The organism is Microcoleus sp. B13-B6 (genome assembly GCF_036705405.1).
Classification (GTDB): Bacteria; Cyanobacteriota; Cyanobacteriia; order Cyanobacteriales; family Microcoleaceae; genus Microcoleus.
Window position 1 is genome coordinate 1 of the sequence record NZ_JAUBUJ010000130.1, and the last position, 20,503, is coordinate 20,503.

The 20,503-nt window shown below is 45.7% G+C and carries 12 protein-coding genes; 6 read left to right on the forward strand and 6 right to left on the reverse strand.

Annotation, left to right across the window (positions count from 1 at the left end; all coding sequences use genetic code 11):
- The first annotated feature begins 115 nt into the window (after positions 1-115).
- Complete coding sequence (locus QUB35_RS34980) at positions 116-1,339, forward strand: RNA-guided endonuclease TnpB family protein (protein WP_333147021.1); 1,224 nt, start codon at positions 116-118, stop codon at positions 1,337-1,339.
- A gap of 10 nt (positions 1,340-1,349) precedes the next feature.
- Here QUB35_RS34980 and QUB35_RS34985 read toward each other — a convergent pair whose 3' ends face one another.
- The gene (locus tag QUB35_RS34985; protein ID WP_333147023.1) at positions 1,350-4,559 is read right to left on the reverse strand and encodes an EAL domain-containing protein; all 3,210 of its coding nucleotides are present in this window, start codon (positions 4,557-4,559) and stop codon (positions 1,350-1,352) included.
- A 371-nt stretch (positions 4,560-4,930) separates the two neighbouring features.
- Complete coding sequence (locus QUB35_RS34990; protein WP_333147025.1) at positions 4,931-8,206, reverse strand: PAS domain S-box protein; 3,276 nt, start codon at positions 8,204-8,206, stop codon at positions 4,931-4,933.
- A gap of 546 nt (positions 8,207-8,752) precedes the next feature.
- Between QUB35_RS34990 and gatB the strand changes: the two genes are divergently transcribed.
- The 5 genes from gatB (at position 8,753) to QUB35_RS35015 (ending at position 14,623) form a co-directional block, all read left to right on the forward strand.
- Positions 8,753-10,255 carry an Asp-tRNA(Asn)/Glu-tRNA(Gln) amidotransferase subunit GatB gene (gene gatB / locus QUB35_RS34995; protein WP_333147027.1) on the forward strand — a complete coding sequence of 501 codons (1,503 nt, stop codon included), beginning with the start codon at positions 8,753-8,755 and terminating at the stop codon, positions 10,253-10,255.
- A 498-nt stretch (positions 10,256-10,753) separates the two neighbouring features.
- Positions 10,754-11,920 (forward strand): pentapeptide repeat-containing protein, encoded by a 1,167-nt coding sequence (locus QUB35_RS35000; RefSeq protein ID WP_333147029.1) that lies wholly within the window; start codon positions 10,754-10,756, stop codon positions 11,918-11,920.
- Positions 11,921-11,959: 39 nt separating this feature from the next.
- Complete coding sequence (locus QUB35_RS35005; RefSeq protein ID WP_333147031.1) at positions 11,960-12,547, forward strand: Uma2 family endonuclease; 588 nt, start codon at positions 11,960-11,962, stop codon at positions 12,545-12,547.
- A gap of 97 nt (positions 12,548-12,644) precedes the next feature.
- Positions 12,645-13,283 (forward strand): Uma2 family endonuclease, encoded by a 639-nt coding sequence (locus tag QUB35_RS35010; protein WP_333147033.1) that lies wholly within the window; start codon positions 12,645-12,647, stop codon positions 13,281-13,283.
- 107 nt (positions 13,284-13,390) lie between these two features.
- Positions 13,391-14,623: a pentapeptide repeat-containing protein gene (locus QUB35_RS35015; protein ID WP_333147035.1), complete on the forward strand. Its 1,233-nt coding sequence runs from the start codon at positions 13,391-13,393 to the stop codon at positions 14,621-14,623.
- A 403-nt stretch (positions 14,624-15,026) separates the two neighbouring features.
- Here QUB35_RS35015 and QUB35_RS35020 read toward each other — a convergent pair whose 3' ends face one another.
- From QUB35_RS35020 to QUB35_RS35035, 4 genes are all read right to left on the reverse strand, one after another.
- A complete protein-coding gene (locus QUB35_RS35020; protein WP_333147044.1) occupies positions 15,027-15,407 on the reverse strand; it encodes a response regulator in 381 nt (126 codons plus the stop codon).
- A gap of 127 nt (positions 15,408-15,534) precedes the next feature.
- Complete coding sequence (locus QUB35_RS35025) at positions 15,535-16,098, reverse strand: hypothetical protein (RefSeq protein WP_333147038.1); 564 nt, start codon at positions 16,096-16,098, stop codon at positions 15,535-15,537.
- A gap of 269 nt (positions 16,099-16,367) precedes the next feature.
- Complete coding sequence (locus tag QUB35_RS35030) at positions 16,368-16,748, reverse strand: response regulator (RefSeq protein ID WP_333147040.1); 381 nt, start codon at positions 16,746-16,748, stop codon at positions 16,368-16,370.
- Positions 16,749-16,805: 57 nt separating this feature from the next.
- On the reverse strand, positions 16,806-20,240 hold the full coding sequence (locus tag QUB35_RS35035; RefSeq protein ID WP_333147042.1) for a PAS domain S-box protein: 3,435 nt from the start codon (positions 20,238-20,240) through the stop codon (positions 16,806-16,808).
- Positions 20,241-20,503 lie beyond the last annotated feature (263 nt).

A 20,503-nucleotide genomic window follows, 5' to 3' on the forward strand; every position in this document is an offset into this window, starting at 1 on the left:
TAATTTTAAATCACCCTAACCTTCCGTCAGTCCTATCCTATGGTACTCTCGCTGCTTAAAAACTGTCCGAAGTATTGTTACTGAAATGTTTATAATACAGTAAGGAGGCAATGAGATGCTGCATACTGCTATCAAGGTTCGACTTTATCCAACATTAGAGCAACAAGCCCTACTGTCTGGGCACTTTGGCTGTGCCAGATGGTGGTGGAACTATGGTCTAAATAAGTCAATTGAGACTTATAAAGAAACGGGTAAAAGCCTTGGTCAGTCAGCACTCAATGCCTTTTTACCAAAACTCAAGAAAACCGAAGAAAGACTTTGGTTGTCTGAATGTTACAGCCAAGTTTTGCAAGCAACAACGCTCAACCTCACAACCGCCTATAAAAACTTTTTTGCAGGTCGTGGTAGGTTCCCGCGCTACAAGTCAAAGCATGGTAAGCAATCGATTCAGTATCCTCAAAATGTCAAGGTACTTGATGGGTTTATTCAGTTTCCGGGCAAGGTCGGCAAAGTTAAAGCCAAGTTGCACAGGAACATAGAAGGAACAATCAAAACCGTAACGGTTAGTTTAAATCCTTCTGGGAAATACTTTGCCTCAATATTGACGGAGAGTGAAGGCGACAATCCGACTGTTTCAACGGTCGGCAAAGTAATTGGAATTGACTTGGGATTGACTCATTTTGCTATTACGAGCAATGGCTGCAAAGTCTCTAAGTATGATAACCCTAAGCATCTAGCCAAACACGAGAAAAACCTCAAACGCAAGCAACAAAAGCTAGCTAAAAAACAGAAAGGAAGTAATTCAAGGAACCAAGCTAAAAAGACGGTAGCTAAAGTGTACGAACGGGTAAGTAAATCCCGTCAGGATTTTCTACATAAGCTTTCGAGAAAGCTCGTCAATGAAAACCAAGTTGTCGTAGTAGAGAATCTTAATGTCAAAGGCATGGTACGCAATCACAATTTAGCTAAAGCCATATCTGATGTGGGATGGGGAACCTTTATCAATTTCCTAGCTTACAAGCTAGAGAAAAAAGGTGGCAAGTTGGTTGAAATTGACCGCTGGTTCCCCAGCTCCAAGCTCTGCTCTAATTGCTATTACCAGATTGATAAGTTACCGCTTGATATTAGGGAGTGGACTTGTCCTAATTGCGGTACTCGTCATGACCGTGATGGTAACGCCGCAACAAACATTAGATCCGAAGGCATCAGGATACTACAGACGGATGGAACAGCCGTTTTTGCTAACGGAGGGGAAGTAAGACCAAAGATTGGACGCAAGTCTGTTCTGAGGCATTCCTCTGTGATGTTAGAAGCCCACACTATAATCGTTTCGATTTAGTGTGGGTAGTTCACTGGCCTTTCTCTAACAAACTAAATGTCAGCAAATTCTGATTTTCTGCTTGCTGTCGGATTAGGGCTGCTGCTGTTTGAGAGTCTACTGCCTTTGAGAAAAAGAATCCCTGGGCGTACTCACATTTTAACCCTTTAAGTATAGATAGTTGCGAGGCTTCTTCGACTCCTTCGGCTACTACATCCATGCCTAAATTGTGGGACAAAGTAACGATCGACCGCACAATTTCTGTCGGATCAATGCCTCCTTTACTGAAATCGAACTCACCTCCCATCCTGCTAACAAAAGAGCGGTCTATTTTTAAGGTATTGGTGGGGAAGCGGTGCAGGTAGGAGAGCGAGGAATAGCCGGTGCCGAAGTCGTCAATGCACAAGTGTATGTTTCTGGTTCTGAGCTGCACCAGCATTGCTGTTACTGATTCGGAATTTTCTATGAGTACGCTTTCGGTAATTTCTAGTTTTAAACTGCTGCCGTCGAGGTTAGTTTCTTGAAGAACTTGGTCGATGTATTCGATTAAATCTGGCTGAGAAAACTGTTTGACAGAAATGTTGACGCTAACGCTTAAGGGGGGGTTGCTGGGAAATAGCTGCTGCCACTGGCGGATTTGGTGGCAAGCTGTGCGGAGTACCCAGCGGCCCAGGGGTACGATCAAGCCGGTTTCTTCGGCAATGGTGATGAATTCACCGGGGGAAACTAAGCCTCGTTCTGGATGCTGCCAGCGCACTAGGGCCTCAAAACAGGTAATTGTGTTATTGGCGATCGACACGATCGGCTGGTAGTGAATAATAAACTGGGGCGCTGCGGATAAGGGAGGTAAGGCTGATTCTGGGGATGGGGCCAAGTCTTCTTCTTTCGCCTGGTCTCTAATTGATTCGATCGCCCGCCGCAGGTCGTTTTCTAGCTGCAACAGGCGCAAAGCGTGGGCGTGCATGGAACTGTTGAAAACTTCGTGTCGGGCTCTGCCGAGTTCTTTGGCGCGGTACATTGCTGTGTCGGCGTCGCGCAGTAGGGTTGTCGGTTCCAGGTATTCGCCAGAACTCAAAGCTATGCCGATGCTGGCGGTGATAAATACTTCGTGTCCGTCTAGAAGGAGAGGGGAGGTGATTTTCTTTTGCAGGCGGTTGACAATGGTGGTAGCTTCATTGATGCCCTCGATGTCTTCTAGCAACAGCACAAACTCGTCTCCTCCGAGGCGGGCCACTGTATCTCCGGGCCTCAGACAAGCTTCCAGACGCCGCGCGATCGATACTAGCAGTTGATCCCCGATAGCGTGGCCGAGGGAATCGTTGACTACTTTAAATCTATCTAAATCGAGAAACAGCACGGCAAACAAGTAGTCTTTGCGCCGTTTGGCCAGCCTCAGAGCGTGTTCGAGCCGATCGGTAAATAGCGATCGATTGGGCAATCCGGTGAGGGCGTCGTGAAAAGCATCGTGCAGCAGTTGTTCTTCGGCGAGTTTGCGCTGAGTGATGTCGTGACAGTTAATCACGATTCCCTCGACTGCGGGATCGTACAGCAAGTTGGTGGCTACAGCTTCTACATAACACCAGGAACCGTTGCGGTGGCGGACTCGGTACTCAACTGGGCACTGGCTTCTTTTGGGGTTTTCAATGGCTTTGTGGAGGGTTTCGGCGATCGTGGCGCAGTCGTCGGGGTGAACTATTTCTAAGGCGCTGCGCCCGATCGCCTGGTGGGGCGGGTATCCTAAAATTCGCTTAACCGAAGGGCTGATGTAGCGGAAGATTCCTTCGGCGTCGAGAATGATCGTGATGTCTGTGGCGTTTTCAATCAGCGATCGAAATCGCTGTTCGCTTTGGCGCAGGGCTGATTCTGCTTGTTTGCGATCGCTGATGTCGAGCGCTACTCCGTCTATAATTACGTCGCCGTTTTCGTTTTTGGAAAATTTAGCGCTGTCTTGCACCCACTTGACCTCCCCAGATCTCAGAACGATGCGGTACTGGCGATCGCACGGCAAAAGACTCGCTCTCGATGCTGCTACGCCACTGTCAGACGAGCTTTTGTCCTCTGGATGGATGATTTCGGTCAATAGTTCCGGGTGGGAAATCACTTCTTCGGCCGCGAACCCAGTAACCTCGCGCACGCCCGGACTGATGTAGGGCATGGAGATTTTGCCATCTGGATGCAGCACGGTGCGGTAGACTGAGCCGGGAATGTTGGCTGCCATTGTGGCTAGCTGCTGCTGGATGCCGCAGACTTCTGCTTCGGCGCGCTTGCGTTCTGCAAGTTCGGTTTGGGCTTGTTGGTAGAGTTCGGCTTGGTGGATCGCGATCGCGCACTGATCGGCTATGGCTTTGAGTAGTGACAGTTCTTCTGCGCTCCAACAGCGCGCCCGATCGCACTGATAGAGGCTAATTCCTCCCAAAAATGACTGCTGGTAGAGCAGCGGGGCGATCGCGACGGAGCGAAACCCTACCAACCCTGCTGATTCTTGCAGGGACGGGCACAGGGTGGATAATTCGTCGATAATCAGGGTTTCCCCAGCCGCGAGCCCGGATCGGTAGTGCTCGGCCACTTTGCAATTTAGCCCGACAAACCCTTCTCTGTCGGATGCTTTGCTGATGTAGCGAACTCTGATGCCGCCTTCAGCATCTGGCTGCAAGATGGCGCAGGCGCTGATGTCTAGAGCTTCGTGCAGTTGATCTGCAGTGGTTTGGAGCACTTCGTCGAGTACAAGGGTGAAGCGCATGGCTTGGAGGATGCGGTTGACGATCGCTTCTCGCTGAGCTTGCCGCTGAATTTGGACGATCGCTTCTTGTTGCTGGCGCCGCATTTTGTATTCTTGGAGCGATCGTTCTAAGACTGTTGGCAACCTAAACAGCCGCCCTTTTAATACATAATCGGTCATTCCGGCTTTTATGCACTCAACGGCAGCTTCTTCTCCCAAACTTCCCGTTACTAAAATTAAGGGTATGTCTTGCCCTAATTCCTGCATTAATTTCAACACTTCTAAACCGTTGAAGCCGGGGAGGCGGTAATCTGAGAGTACAGCATCGTACTTGCAATTCTGGAGCAGTTTTCTGCACTCTGTTGCTGTTTCTGCCGTCTCGCACTTAAAATTTACCCCCCCCGCTTCTAAGGCGAGCACTATTAATTCCATATCTTCTGCCATGTCTTCGATAATCAACAAGTTTAATGTTGATTCCGCTACCATTTTTAGTAGATAGTTAGTCTGATTTATATCTAACATAAGGTATTGGGTAGGTTTTCAATTGGTTATTCGTGTTTTTGCTAGTAATTATTTAGACGGAATTTGGTGGTTAATTTTATCTCGATATTTTTAGTTATTTTTAGCAAAATCAATTATATACTCTACTCGCAAGACCTTTATTTAGCACTGCCAGTCGAGGGCTGACCGAACCGATTGGGGATCATCCCAATTTTTAAAAGAGCATTTTTTAGGAGTACGAACATCTTGCACAGCCCGGCCTAGAGCTTTCGCTTCCATGCCTAACAGTGAACACTGCTGTCACACCAAAATTCTGATGCTCTCACCGATTGTGACTTATTTAAGTGTATAAGAGTTTTAAATTTAGAATTTAAAACTCTTATACACTTAACTTACGAATCTATATTACCGTTTGAGATTGTTTGCGCTAGTTTAAAGTAAAACGTGGCTCCTTGACTAGGTAGGCTTTCAGCCCAAACAGTGCCGCCGTGGCGGTGAATAATCCGCTGGACGATCGCCAAACCGATGCCCGTACCTTCAAATTCTCTCTGGGAGTGCAGCCTCTGAAAGGCTCCAAACAGGCGATCGGCATATTCCATCGGAAAACCCACGCCGTTATCCTTGACAAAAATCGTCCCATCAGGTAAACCCTCAATAACTATTGTAGCCGGAGTGCGTCCGCGGCTGAACTTGACGGCGTTGCTAATCAAGTTGCTGAACACCTGTTGCAGCAAGGTTGGATCTCCCATTACTGTCGGCAAATCTCCGACGGCAAATTCAACGCTGTGGGGAGTTTGGGCCGGATCTGCGACGGTTGGTGGTTTAGTCAATTTAATCGCATTTTGTACCAAACGGCTCAGATCGATCGGAATTTGCCTCAACTCGGTGCGAGTCACCCGCGACAGGGCGAGCAAACCGTCAATCAACAGGCTCATTTTTTGGCTACTGTCTTCAATTACTTCCATATAGTGAACTATTTTGCGATCGCTCAAAGCCTCCGTTAATTCTAGCCGCTGTTTCAAGGCTTCTACAAAACCTGAAATGTGTCGCAAAGGTGCGCGCAAGTCGTGGGAAACTGAGTAAGAAAAAGATTCTAATTCTTGATTGGCAGCTTCTAATTGCTCTGTCCGTTCTGACAAAGCTTGTTTTGTCTCTACCAACTCAGTGATATCGCGAGAAGTCCCAATTAAAGCATAAACCTCGCCCTCGATATTTCTCAGGGGAATTTTAAAAGTATCGTAGTAAGTAGTGTCGCCAGATATCACAAATTTATCCTGCAAGTGCAGAGTTTCCCCTGTTTCAAATACCTGCGAATTTTCCCTAGAGAATTTTGCGGCTATTTCTGGGGCGAAACATTCAAAAATAGTTTTGCCCTGCATCTCTTTTCTGCTATTTAATCCAGCAGTTTTGGCCACAGATTGGTTGACAAAAGACAGGCACATGTTCTCGCGCTCTACCACAAAAATGTGATCGGGCAAAGCATCAAAAAAAGTTTCTAATTCTGCGGTACGCTGCGCGACTTGAGCTTCTAAAGTTTCGTTGAGTTCTTTAAGTTCAGCTTCTACTCGTTTGCGTTCGGTAATATCTTGACCAATGCTGATACACCTGCCGTCCGAAAGACGAACATTGGCCCAAGAAGTGTCGATAATTCGCCCGTCTCTAACTTTTGTCTTGAAGTCGCTCCAGTTCGGATTTGCTGCTTCAATTTCATCCCAAACATATTGACGGTCTTCTGGCTGCAGATAAAATTCGGCCAAGATATCCCGGTTTGTGATTTCTGCCAAACTCCAGCCTAGCACTTCTTCCCAGTGGCGGTTTACCCAGTTTATTTGACTGTTTTTGTCCAAGAATGCGAGCATGACTGGCACGTTGTCGAATATAGTTTGCAGCAGTTCTTTTTGCTGTTTTAATGATTCTTCGGCTTGTTTGCGATCGCTGATGTCGAGTACGGAACCGATAAATTGTAAAATTTGTCCGTCTGGGGTTCTTTTGAAAATTTTAGAGCGATCGTGTACCCAGCGCCATTCCCCATTTTTGTGTTTGATTCTGTAGTCTCTGTCATCCGTTTCATAGGGATTCCTGCTGTGTTTGAGTCGCTCCATACCTGTAATTAGCTTTAAAATATCATCGGGATGAACTAAGTTAGCTACAGCGTCTTTACCCAAATCTCGCAATTCTTGGGGAGTGTATCCCAGCATGGCTGTGACCGATTCATTTGCATACATATTTTTGCTGTCAACTGCATCGTAAATGTATAGAAAGTTAGGTATAGTTGTAACAATACTCTCTAAAAGTTGCTGGTGTTTTTGCAACTCCAATTCTGCCTGCTTGCGCTCGCTTAAGTCCAGCACAAAACTGACGCCTAACTGCTTCGTTCCTTCTAAAAATGTGCTGCCCAGCAGCACGGGAACGCGGCTACCATCGGAGCGTATAAATTCTTTTTCAAAGGGAAGAACCGTATTTCTAGCCTTCAGTTCTGCCACTTTTTCTGTATCTAAACGCACGTATTCGGGCGGTGTCATTTCTTGCCAGTTAACTCTTCCGGCAAGCAGCTCCTCCCGCGTATAGTTGACGGTGTTTAAAAAAGCGGCGTTGGCATCTGTAATGCTGCCGTTAAGATCCCAAAAAATTAGACCGATCATGTTAGAATCAACTATGGCTTTAAATTTGGATTCGCTTTGTCGCAACTGATCTTCGACTTGTTTTAGTTCTGTGATGTCGCGGGAGATGGATAAAACTGTTTCTACTGAATTGTCTTCAGCAAATTCGGGAATGACTCGACAGTGGTAATGTTTTATGCCATCGGGAGTGGGAAACTCAAATTCTATGGTTTCTTGTTTGCCGCTACCCAAAACTTTCATAAAAGCCTCATCCCACAGGTCGCACAAGTGTGGTGGCATTCCTGATTCTCTGTTGCTTTTGCCAATCAATTCTGCGGGGGGTTTTCCGGTTGCTGATTCTACTGCGTGGTTGATGTAAATGTGGCGTAGTTTGCGATCGAACCGAGCGATAATATCGGTCGCATTTTCCGCTAGGGTGCTGAAAGCTTGTTCGCGCCGATGCAGTTCTTCTTGAGTGCGGTGGAAATCGGTTATGTCTCTGGCAAAAGATAGAATTGAAACTAATCTTCCCGATTCATCGATTAGGGCAGAATTGTACCATTCGCAGTAAATTACCGAGCCATCTTTGGTATAGTTGCGGTTGTGGCAAACATTGCGGGGCTCTCTGTTGTGTAACAGTTGATTTGTGACGGCGCACACTTGCTCGAAGTCTTCTTGATGAACTATTGACCATTCGTGCCAGTATTTGCCCATTACTTCTGCTGCACTCCAGCCAAATATTTGTTCTGCCATTGGCGACCACCGCACTACCCGAAATTCGCTGTCCCACTCTACCACTGCCATTGGTGAGTTTTCTAGATGAAATTCCCGCCGCGAGTTGGCTTTTTTTATTTGAGTTTGAAGTTGCTGCCGGAGTTGCTTTGCCTCGGCCAAGCGGTCGCTGAGTTCCTGTGTATTTGCTGAGCCCGCGTTGGCAATGTGAGCAATGGTTTCTGCTGTTTGTTTTTCGAGTTCGTTCCAAGCGAGTTCGAGGGCTGATTCCGCCGGCTCTACCTCAGTGATGCTGTTCTGAAACAGTGTGGCACTTTTAACTGGAATTTCACGCATAGTTTTGACACTTAGGCCAGTGTTACTTTGAGAATTCAAAATTAAAGCTTAAAAATTAAAAATATAGAATTTCCTGTTAAATTATACATTTTTAATTTTTAGTCTGTGCGTGGAGCCCGATCGTTGGAGGCGGGCGGCGTTATTAAAGATTGCCAGTAAAAGGATCTGGGGTGTAGATCGATCGGCAATTGTGGTGGATCGATCTAAAACTCTCCTGGGTAAGGAAAGGGTGCGGGCAGGAGCTGACCCTAAGTATATTTTTGCACAGACTTGTTGTTTGAGGGCGATCGAAAGGAGATCGGCGTGGATCGGGGCGTCGATCGCATCGCAACTCTGTAGCAGGGCATTGTGTGTGCCGCACGCTGTCTCTACTAAACGAAAGGCGCTTTTCCCGATTCCGGCAGGGGTTTAAACCAGCCCGAATGCGGGTGTGAGGGGCTTGTTGACACCAATGAAACCGCCCCTACCTACAAATACTCTCCAATCACTTTGGTCAATAAAAAGCTAAAATAAAATCTAAAGTTATTTCAGTCTTTTAAATCGCTTATGACTGCTGCTGCACCCTCTTCGATAAAAAACCAAACTCAGTACGAAGCCATTATCGGTCTCGAAACTCATTGTCAATTGAGTACGAATACTAAAATTTTCTCCAGTTCTTCTACAGAATTTGGCAATGCCCCAAATACTAACATTGACCCAATTTGTATGGGAATGCCGGGAGTGTTGCCAGTATTAAATCAAAAAGTTCTGGAGTATGCGGTGAAAGCAGGGCTGGCTCTCAACTGCTCCATCGCACCTTACAGTAAGTTTGACCGCAAGCAATATTTCTATCCCGATTTGCCGAAAAATTATCAAATTTCTCAGTTCGATTTGCCGATCGCTACTAACGGTTGGCTAGAAATTGAACTCGTGGATGAGACGGGAAATTCTACTAGAAAAAAAATCGGGATCACTCGCTTGCACATGGAGGAAGATGCCGGAAAATTGGTTCACGGCGGCAGCGATCGGCTCAGCGGTTCAACTTATTCAATGGTGGATTACAACCGCGCCGGTGTGCCTCTAATCGAAATTGTTTCGGAACCGGATTTGCGATCGGGCGCGGAAGCTGCCGAATACGGTCAAGAATTGCGCCGGATCGTGCGCTACATCGGTGTTGGCGACGGGAATATGCAGGAAGGTTCGCTCCGGTGCGACGTGAATATTTCGGTGCGCCCGGTTGGCCAAAAAGAGTTCGGCACGAAGGTGGAAATTAAAAATATGAACTCTTTTAATGCCATCGAACGGGCGATCGATTACGAGATCGAGCGGCAAATTCAAGCTGTGGAAAATGGCGAAACCATCATCCAAGAAACCCGGCTTTGGGATGAAAACAAGCAGTGTACTTTCAGTATGCGGATTAAGGAAGGTGCGAGCGATTACCGGTATTTCCCGGAACCGGATTTACCTCCGATCAAAGTTTCAGCCGAGCAATTGCAGGATTGGCAAGCTCAACTGCCGGAATTGCCGGCAATGAAGCGCAATCGCTACGAAACAGAGCTCGGTCTTTCTCCCTACGACGCGCGGGTGCTGACTGACGACAAAGCGGTGGCGGAGTATTTTGAAAAATCGATCGCCGCCGGTGCTGTGGCTAAACAAGCTGCCAATTGGGTGATGGGCGATATTACTGCTTATCTGAAAAATGAAAAGCTGGCGATCGCAGAAATTCCTTTCCAACCGCAGGATTTAGCCGAACTGCTGGGGTTAATTGAGGCCGGCACGATCAGTGGCAAAATTGCTAAGGATATTTTGCCGGAGTTGCTGGCAAACGGTGGTTCGCCTCAGAAGTTCGTTGAGAGCAAGGGTTTGATTCAAATTTCGGATACTGGGGCGATCGATCGGGCGATCGATGCCGTGTTAGCCGCCAATCCCAAGGAGCTCGAACAGTACCGAGCCGGTAAAACTAAGCTGCTGGGCTTTTTTGTCGGCAAGGTGATGAAGGAAACGGGCGGCCGAGCCGATCCCAAACTGACCAATGAGCTGCTGACGGCGAAGCTTAACGCCCCAGGCTAAGCAAGTCGTTAAGGGGATCGTGTAGCGGATACAGCGGCGGGCGATCGGTTTTTCCTGATCTCGCCATTCTCGCGGGATCGTAACTTTATAATTAATCTACATTTCTTTACAACATCTTCACGTTTGGGGGTAACACCCCTCATCCCGGTCGTGTTATATTGTGTTATGTAGATGCACCCTGATGGCAGAGAGAGTTACTTAGGTAGCTCTCTCTTTTTTTTGTCTTTTTTTTTCACGGACGTGAAAATACGGATGGGGGAGAGGGCAGGGCTGTTTCATTCTCAGATCAAAAGGAGGTTTTCTGTAGGGGCAGTGCTAAGAGTGCCTGCCCCAAACCCAAAAGGGGCAACCACGGGGGGTTTGCCCCTACAAGAAAATGAAACCGCCCTGGGGGAGAGGGGGATGGGCTATACCGATTCTCGATTACTGATTACCGATTAGCAATTACCGCTTTGAGTCGATTAATATCAACTTTAGTTATTAACTAATTTTGACAGTATGAGCGAACAAGCTAGCGAGCTAATCAAGCAGGGGATTTCGCAATATCAGGCGCGTCAATTTGAGGCGGCGCTCGGTTCTTGGCAGGAAGCGCTGGGGCTGTATCGCTCAATGGACGATAAGCGCCGATCGGGTGCGGCGCTGGGTAATATGGGCGTAGCTTACGAAGCGCTGGGAAATTATGCTCAGGCGATCGACTGCTACCAGCAACATTTGGTGTTAGCGCGGGAAATTGGCGATCGCCGGGGTGAGGCAAATGCTTTGGGAAATCTGGGCAATGCTTGCTGTGCTCTTGAGGATTTTTCTGGTGCTATTGATTACCAGCAACAGCGTTTGGCGATCGCGCGGGACACTGGCGACGGGCGCTCTGAGTTGGAAACTTTGGGTAATTTGGCGCTAGCTTACGATGCTAAGGGAGATTTGCCTGGTGCGATCGAATGCTATCACCAGCAGTTGTCGATCGCGCGCGCCAGCAAGGACGATCGCATTGAGCGCAATGCTCTCAAGAATTTGAAGGTTGCTTACAAGTATTTAGCAGATTACGAGAAGGCCGACGAGTACCGACAGCAGCAATTGGCGATCGTGCGGGAACTGTTTTTAATTGATAAAAATAAGAGTTTTGTACAACTTGCAGAAACAGTTGGTTTGAATCCGATTGAGGATTTTGCTGGGGCTAATTTAAGCGGTTTTGACTTGCACTACGCTGATTTTAACGGTGCGGATTTGCGCGAAACCAACCTCCGAGGCGCAGATTTGACTTTGGCGGATCTCAGCGGTGCTTTGCTGAGCGCTGCTATTTTAATTGATGCTAATTTGTGCAATGCTAATTTGCGGGATGCTGAACTCAGCAGCGCCAATTTGAGCGGTGCAGATTTGCGAACAAAGCTGCCCAGGGCTAATTTGAGCGGTGCAAATTTAACCGACGCTAATTTGAGCAGTGCTTATTTACCGAATGCGATTTTAGTAAATGCAAATTTGACAAATACTGATTTCAAAAATGCTGATTTAAGTGGTGTTAATTTGAGTGGTGCGATTTTAAACGGTGCTGATTTGACCCGCGCTGATTTGAAAAATACGGTGGTTAAAAATGCGAACTTTTCTGGTTGTGTGGGAATTTCGGAAGCCCTGAAGGTTGAATTGAGGACACGGGGCGGGATTTTTGAGTAGAATTGGAAAGGTTGGTAATTGTAGAGGGTAAGAAAAGCTATGACTGCCGTAACTGCAAAACGATTCTCGATCGCCGAATATCACCGTTTGGGAGAACTGGGATTTTTCGCCCCCGATGACCGAGTTGAATTGATTCGCGGAGAAATTATCATTATGGCTGCTAAAGGTACGTTTCACTCTGTTTGCAACTCGCTATTGCTTAAAAAATTGTACCCACTGCTGGAAGAACGAGCGATCGTGCGCGGTCAAGAGCCGATTATTTTGTCGGCTGATAGCGAACCAGAGCCTGATGTTGTTATTGCTTGCAATCGTTCTGATAATTATTTATCTTCTCACCCGCAGCCTGCTGATATTTTGTTGGTAATTGAGGTTTCTGATTCTACTTTGAAATACGACAGGAGAACCAAGTTATCTCTCTATGCTGAATCGGGAATTTCTGATTATTGGATATTTAATTTGGTAGATATTCAACTGGAAATGCACAGCGAACCTTATCAAAAACAAAGAGGTGGTTTCGATTATCGAGTCAAACGAGTGGTTTTGCCGAATGAGGTTGTGGTAATTCCAGGTTTCCCCGATTTGTCTCTCGATTTATCTGCGGTATTTCCGGCGCAGATGAGTGAGTGAAGGTGAGGAGTGCGTAGGCCGGGGCCGGGGCGTAGCCATCGCCCGGATTGATGATATAATGCACAAGTGCGATTGAACTCTTCACCAAAGTAGCACTATGACCGCTAAAACTCTCGCCCCACCCGAACAAATTGTCCAGCTATCGGGTATCAGTTGGCAAACCTACGAAAATTTGCTTGCCGAAATCGGCGATCGGCAAATTCGACTGACATATAATCGCGGCAATCTGGAAATTAGGGTACCTTCTCCAGAACACGAACGCTTCAAAACAATAATGGGTCGATTTGTGGAAACCTTAGCGGAAGAATTAGAGGTGAGAATTGAGCCTCTTGGTTCCACCACTTTCAAGCGTCCTGAACTTAGCGGTGTAGAACCGGATGAATGTTTTTACATCCAAAATGTTAGTGCAGTTAAAGGCAAAAAAAGAATTGACCTGACTCAAGATCCGCCGCCGGATTTAGTGGTGGAAATTGATATTACCAGCCGTTCGGAAAATACCTTGCAGGTTTATGCGGATCTGGGAGTGCCGGAAGTTTGGATTTATAATGGAGTGCGACTCAGAATCAACAGATTAGAAAATGGAGAATACGTTGAGAGCGAGATCAGTTTAGCATTTCCCAGCTTACCGATATTAGAGATTGTCAGATTTTTGGAACAAGCAGAAACAATGGACTATTTGGAATTAGTGAAAGCATTTCGGAATTGGGTAAAAAGCCAAATTCAGCAAAACCCATGAGGGCGGATATAATTCAACAAAATTTACAATTTAAACCCGCCAAAAAAAGCTGTGTTGCGATCGATTAGAGATGATAAACTAATTTAAATATCAATTACAGGCTGGTAGTGCCAGCAATTCTACCCGATATGCGATCGCTAGAGTCACACAACAAATACCCAGATTGCTTGTGGATGCAATTAGAAGCAATTCCCGTTCCATCGGTTGCACCCCAAACCCAGCAGCTCGACATTCACTTGAGCCTGAATTTTAACGAGCATTGGGAACCCCTGCTAGGTGGTCGCGTCAAGTTTGGTCTGCAAGGCGGGACGCTAAAACTCTATCTAGAAAACTGCGAAATTCCCGTAGCATCACGTCAGTTAGTCGGTTCTTTCAAGCTTTTGCCAATAGAAGAAACCCTGGCCATTCAAAGCAGTGCAGAAATTTTAGCAACCCAAAGTCAGCGGGGAGTTCAGGGCGGGGAGAAGGCGGAAAAAACTCAGGAAACAGAGAGCATATTTTGTCACGTTTCCACAATCAGCGATGATAGAACGCCAGCTTGGATTTTTGCAGTAGAACAGGGCAAATCAGTATTAAAAGGTTTGCTAAAAAGTGCGAAGCTGGGAGAATTAGCTGCCAAAGAATTTCGGATGGCAGCGGCTTTTGAAGTTGCTAAAGAAGATATTAATCTCACAGATGCGGAGGGTTTGTGGCCGCACGAAATCACGCCCAATCAACATTCGATTTTAGAAAGAATCCTGACTATATACCTGCAAGCAAATAAACTCCAACCTGCCCTCAGTTGGGCGCTATTGTCCTACAATTTGCCTCCGGTTGAACCGCGCGAAGTGGAAATTGTGCCGGAAGCTGAATCGGAATTGCAGGAAATGGTCGATCGCATTATCTCTGCTGAAACCGACAACTTTGTAGAGTTGGCCAAAATCGCCAATCTCAACCCAGCACTAGATTTCGCGGGTGGTAGCTTGCGCGGAACGACTTTAAGTGCAGTGGATTTTAGCAGCGCAAATCTCGATCGGGCAAATTTCCGGGGCGCAACCTTAAACGATGCCGATTTCAGCGACGCCAACCTACAAAATGCCAAATTCGGCGGTGCAGATTTGAGTGGGGCTTTCTTAGGAAATGCTGATTTAAGCGGCGCAGATTTGCACAAAGCAAGTCTAGCTTTAGCTAACCTCAGCGGTGCCAATTTGAGCGGCGCAAATCTGCTGGAAGTGAACTTAACAAATACTAATTTCAGTGGTGCGAATGTCGAGTCAGCCAGATTCGGGAATAATTCAGGAATCGATGAGGAGATGCAGGTGAATCTACAGCAGCGAGGCGCAATTTTTGAGGAGGTTTAGTCGCTAAGTGCGAGATCCCTTTTATTCGTCCGCCTCCATTGTGGCACGGGCGTCACGCCTGTGCGATGGAATTTTACCTTAAAACTATCGCCTCTCAAGAAAGTAGCTTCTTAATCCTTAAGTCTGTAACTAAATTTATAGAGGGCGATGAACCGTAGCTGTTAAGAGGGGAAACAGGCATTTCTTGCCAACACTGACGGCAAAACCAGTATACTTGACTGTGGCGAAGGTGACGCAGCATTTGATTCGTGCAGCAAGGACAGCTTGTCATCAAAACCTCTTTTTTATCGACGAAAGTGTATTTATCTTTTGTTGCCAACTGCTGTAAGCTGGGTTGAAGCAGCAACTGTATGAATGTAGAGGTAAAGTCTTAAGAATCCTGCGTCTGCCATACCGGGGAGTGTCAATCATCCCATCCCAACATCTCTGCCACTTTTCCCGGCAGGCTGGTGGGTTCAAATGGTTTGGGAATTACCCCAGCAACACCCATTTTGGCAAAGTTGGCCATATCACTTGACAAAACTCTTGCTGTCAGCAGAATCACTGGAATCGATCGAGTTATGGGATCGGATTGGAGACGATCGTACACAGCAAACCCATCCATTCCCGGCATTGATACATCCAGCAAAATAGCGTTAGGTCGTTCTGTTTGTAGGATTTGTAAACATTCTTGTCCTGATTCGGCCACCAGGGTATTCCATCCCGCGAGGTCTTCCAGGCACATCTGTATCAGTTCACGGAGGTGTTCTTGGTCATCAACGATGAGAATTTGTTTCCCTATCATCTTGCTTTCGGGCAGGAGACTGCCATCATAATTAGCTATTTGCAAAGTGTTCATTTTATTTGGGTTGATTAGAAATCAATTTTTCGGTGGTCAATTGGGTCTCAAATACACATCTTTGAGGAATCGCTCAAAGATGTGTATTTGAGACTTGAATCCGAACTTGGGAGGGCGGAACTCTCAACTCTTTGGCAAGCTGAATTGTTAAACGATCCGAGTGTATTTCAGTCCCATAGATTTCAGGATGTACGCGGTGGGGCAACGGGATGAGAATTTGAAATCCACTAGGAAGGAAATAATTCACATCTTGCATTATTCTCAAGAACGGGCAAGATGCCCGTTCCACAAAGAGTAGATTTTCTTGTGGAACAGGCATCTTGCCTGTTCCTAAAAGGCTAATTGAGAATGGTGCAAGATATAAGAAATAACCTTCTACTCCAGCCGCTTCGGTAGGTTGACCTTGGATTAAAACAGTTTCTGGAGTGATTTGGAGATTCAATTTGACAAGATGAATGTCATAAATGTGAACTTTAAGGATAAGTGTCAGATCCTTTTCTTGAATTCTAATACCTGCGATCGGTGTTTCCTCTGTATGAGCAATCCCAAGTGTGGATTGCTGACAACCAGTGGGAAAACGGGAAAATGAACCTGCGACATCCTGATTTATATCATTCAAAGCCTGAAAAGCATTCATTGAGTCTCCTCCTAATGCCAAGAACTGTTAGCTGCATAGCAGGAGAGTAAATAGCAACGGTAAGGAATTGGTAAAGATTCCGTTATTGTTACAAAAATTGACAAAAATGGTGAAAGTCAATCGATTTTCGATTTTCGATTTTCGATTGAAGCATTCACCCCACGGATAAATTCGGGGGGCAAGTTTCATCGGATACAGGTTTTTTATTTCTGCGTCCTGAGTCTGCTTTCGGAATGAATCCGGGGGCTTGTATCCTGGATGCTTGATTGTCAATCCTCCCATCCCAAAATCTCTGCTACTTCTTCCGTCAAGGTGATGGGTTGGATTGGTTTGGCAATTACCCCAGCTACCGCCATCTTGGCAAATTTAGCCCGATCGCTGGGCAAAACTTTCGCTGTCAGCAGAATCACTGGAATCGATCGGGTAATCGGATCGGACTGGAGGGTCTCGTACACAGCAAACCCATCCATTCCCGGCATAGATACATCCAGCAAAATAGCGTTGGGTTGTTCTGTTTGCAGTATTTGTAAACATTCCTCTCCCGATCCTGCCGCCACTGTTTCCCATCCGCCTAAATCTTCTAAGCAGGCCTGCACAAGTTCCCGAAGGTGTTCTTCATCGTCAACAACTAGAATTTGTCTGTCAGTCATGGGATTTTGGATTGGAGATTTTGGATTTGGGATGGATGCTACCGATTAATCTAAGCGTTATTCAATGGTGGGTAAGGGTAGGGTAAAGCAAAATGTGCTGCCTTCACCTAAGATACTTTCCGCCCAGATTTTGCCACCATGCTGCTCAACTATACTGCGACAGATGGGTAAACCTAAACCGGTGCCTCCTTTTTCACGGGAGTCGGAGGCATCGACTTGCTGAAATCGCCCAAAAATGAGTTCTAGTTTATCGGCTGGAATGCCTCGTCCGTGATCGCTAACTTGGAACAGCACAAAGTCTGTCTGGTTTTCGGCACTCAGATGAATTGTGGAATAGGCAGGTGAGAATTTAATCGCATTACTGAGCAAATTTGTTAAGGTTTGGACGATCGCATCTCCTGTTGCCCAGACTTCTGCATCCGTGGGGGTAACGATTAATGATATTTGCTGTTGAATAGCGATCGCCTGAGTGCTATCTACTGCTTGCTGCATCAAATCGGCAGCTTTGCAAACAGTTTTCTCCAGAATTGCCCGCCCGGAGTCTAGGCGCTCCAAATCTAAAATATCATTAACCAGGTTCACTAAACGATTGGTATCGAGGAGGGCAATTTCAATCATGCGTCTAGATTTTTCTGGTTTTTTATCATAAACCCCACTTTTTATTAGCCCCAATGACATTTGAATTCCTGTCAAAGGAGTGCGAAGTTCATGGCTGACAATGCCAATGAACTCATTTTTAATGTGTTCGAGCTTTTGTCGTTCGGTAATATCTTCCCCAATGCTGATAATTCCAATGATGTTTCCCTCTGAATCTTGCAGAATGGTATTGTTCCACGCAATGAACCGTTCTTCACCCGATTCAGTCAAGATGGCATTTTGATAATAGAGATGATAGTTAGAGGCTAAAACTTCCGAAAAAACAACTTTAATCGATTGTTGGATAGAACGGGGTAAGAAGTTTTCAAACCAATTTTTTCCGAGAACTTCTGGGTGAGTATATCCTGTGAGTTTTAAGAAGAAAGGATTAACGTAATTGACATTTCCCCCTATATCAAGTCCGACAACAATCAACTGCACGTTATCCAAAAGCGATCGCCAGCGTCGTTCGGCTTCTCGGATCGTGGCTTCGGCTTGCTTACGTTCTTGCAGTTCTAGGTGAAGTTGTCGGTAGAGCTTGGATTGCTGAATGGCGATCGACAATTGGCTGGCAATCTGTTCAACTAATTCTATTTCCCACGATTGCCATTGACGAGGTGCCTTATTTTGGTAGATAGCTAACAAACCCCAGAGATTTTCTCTCAAAAATATCGGGAAGACTGCATAACTTTTTGCTTGGAATTGTTCCACTAGCTCGATATGACAGGGTTGAAGTTCAGCGCTGTAAATATTATTAATAACAAAATTTTCATGATTGCGGAATCGACCGCCGTGAGTTTCTTGCAGATAGGTATCTGCACAATTTTTTTGAACATCGCTTCCTATCAGTTTTACCCAATCCTCACCAACTGACTCCACGACAAAATCACCACTCCAATCAGGATTAAAGCGGTAAATAGCAGCGCGATCCGTTTGTAATGTCTGCCTGATTTCAGTAACAGCAGTATTTAGAACTGCCTCCAGATCCAAAGATTGGCGAATCCCTTGAGTAATCCTCCATAGCAAATTTTCCTTTCGGGATTTCTGTAGTAAGGCTACTGCCGCCTCTTGTCGAAGTTCTTCGAGGTGCTTCGCTACTGTGATATCTTGATGAACTGCCACCAGAACATCGCCATAGTCTGAATGATTGAATACACAGCAAGTCGCACTACACCAAAATGGAGTCCCATCTTTCTTGACATTATGAACTTCATAGCTAAATTCACCCCTTTGTAAAACGGCAGACCGAATGGCTTGATTTGTATCTTCAGGACTCACCGATGCGCTGCCATAGTTGAGAATTGAAACGTGCTGACCGTTGAGTTCGCCAGAGTCATAGCCAAACATCTGCTCAAATTTAGGATTGGCATAGACAATAACTGCATTATCTGTTCTTACTAAACAAATGCCTTCGGCCATGTTGCGGGTAATGACAGCCTGAAGCTCCAGCATTTGTTCGGCTTGTTTAAGCTTAGTCAGATCGCGCAGACTGACGATTACCCCTACAATATTTTCGCCTGCATCACGTAAAGGTATATAAGTAACGCTCAAAAATTGCCTGACTAAATTGGGAGAATCAAACCAGTTTTCATACTGAATTTTTTCGCCCGTCAAACATCTGTCTAACCGAGGTTTTATCATGTTATCGAACACGTCTGCATCCAGGATATTTCTAACAGAATTTCCGATAACTTCGCTTTCAGATTTGTTGCACCAATTCAAATAAGCTTGATTGACTATTTGATAAATATAGTTACGATCCATCAACACAATCCCATCTGTTGTATTGAAGACGATGCGTTCATATTGGCGGAATGCTTCTTCTGTACGTTTGCGATCTGTGATATCAAATACGCTAGAACGACTCATCATGAAGTTACCTGCTTCATCATAAATTGCTGTAGCATTTAGGTTAATCCAAAGGGGTTCTCCATTTTTATTCAATATCTGAAACTCTAAATTATCGATGTATCCTTGTTTTTTAAATAAGGGAAAGTTTTGATAAAAAATATTTTTACTTTCAACTGTAATTAAATCCACAAATTTCTTCTTGTGGACAATTTCATCGCGGGAATAGCCTAACCACTTCAGTTCCGTATCATTAATCATAATTATTGTTCCTGCTGCATCTAGGGAATGATAGCCACAGGGAGCCTTATTATATAGGTCTTCAACTTGAGTGATGTAGTGTTGCAAGCTATCGTTGACTTCAGTGAGTTCGGGTGTCCGTTCTCTGCCTGGTTGTTCGAGTTCAGTATGGAGTTGCTGTAGGGAAATTCCTGCTGGTTGGCGCTCCCTCTGTTCCGTTTGTACTTGAGGAAATAAATCAGCTTGCTGAATGGCAATTCCAGCTTGAGTTGCTAGCTGTCGCATGAGTTCAATTTCTGATGGTTGCCATTCGCGAGGTGCTGCACAGTGATGGGCAATCAATAATCCCCAAAGTTCTTCTCCCTTAAGGATAGGAATAACCAGGTTAGCTCTAACTTGAAAAGTGGTCAGGAATTCCCGGTGACAAGTATCAATTGGGGCAGTATAAATATCAGATTTAGAGGTAAATAAGCCTTGTTTGAAGGGTTCGATATAGTTTTCACCCACGCAAGGATCGTGTATCTGAGTGGATAAGATTGCTGTCCATTCTGAACCAACTGACTCTACCAACACCTTTCCGCTCCAGTCTGGAGCAAATTGGAAGATAATTACCCGATCGCATTGCAGAATGTTTCTGAGTTCCGTTACCGTAGTGTTGAGAATATCTTCTAGATTGACGGATTCGGAGAGAGAAAGTGCGGTTTTAGCAAGGATTTGTTGTTGCTGTTGTTGCAATTCCCCATAATTCTCATCAGTATGATCTATCATTAATCTACTTAATTAATTAATTACATTTTTTAGATTGAGGCCGAAACCGGGTTTTTAGCCATCGTGCGTAATACCAATTTAATGTGAAGTTGCACATATCTCGATCCCCCTAAATCCCCCTTAAGAAGGGGGACGAAAGATCGGAATCTTGTCCCCTCCTTATTAAGGCAGGGCGGTTTCATTCTTGGTAGGGGCAATCCCCCTGTGGTTGCCCCCATGTCCCAAACGCCTGTGAAATCGTCTGTGGGTGGGGGCGGGCACGG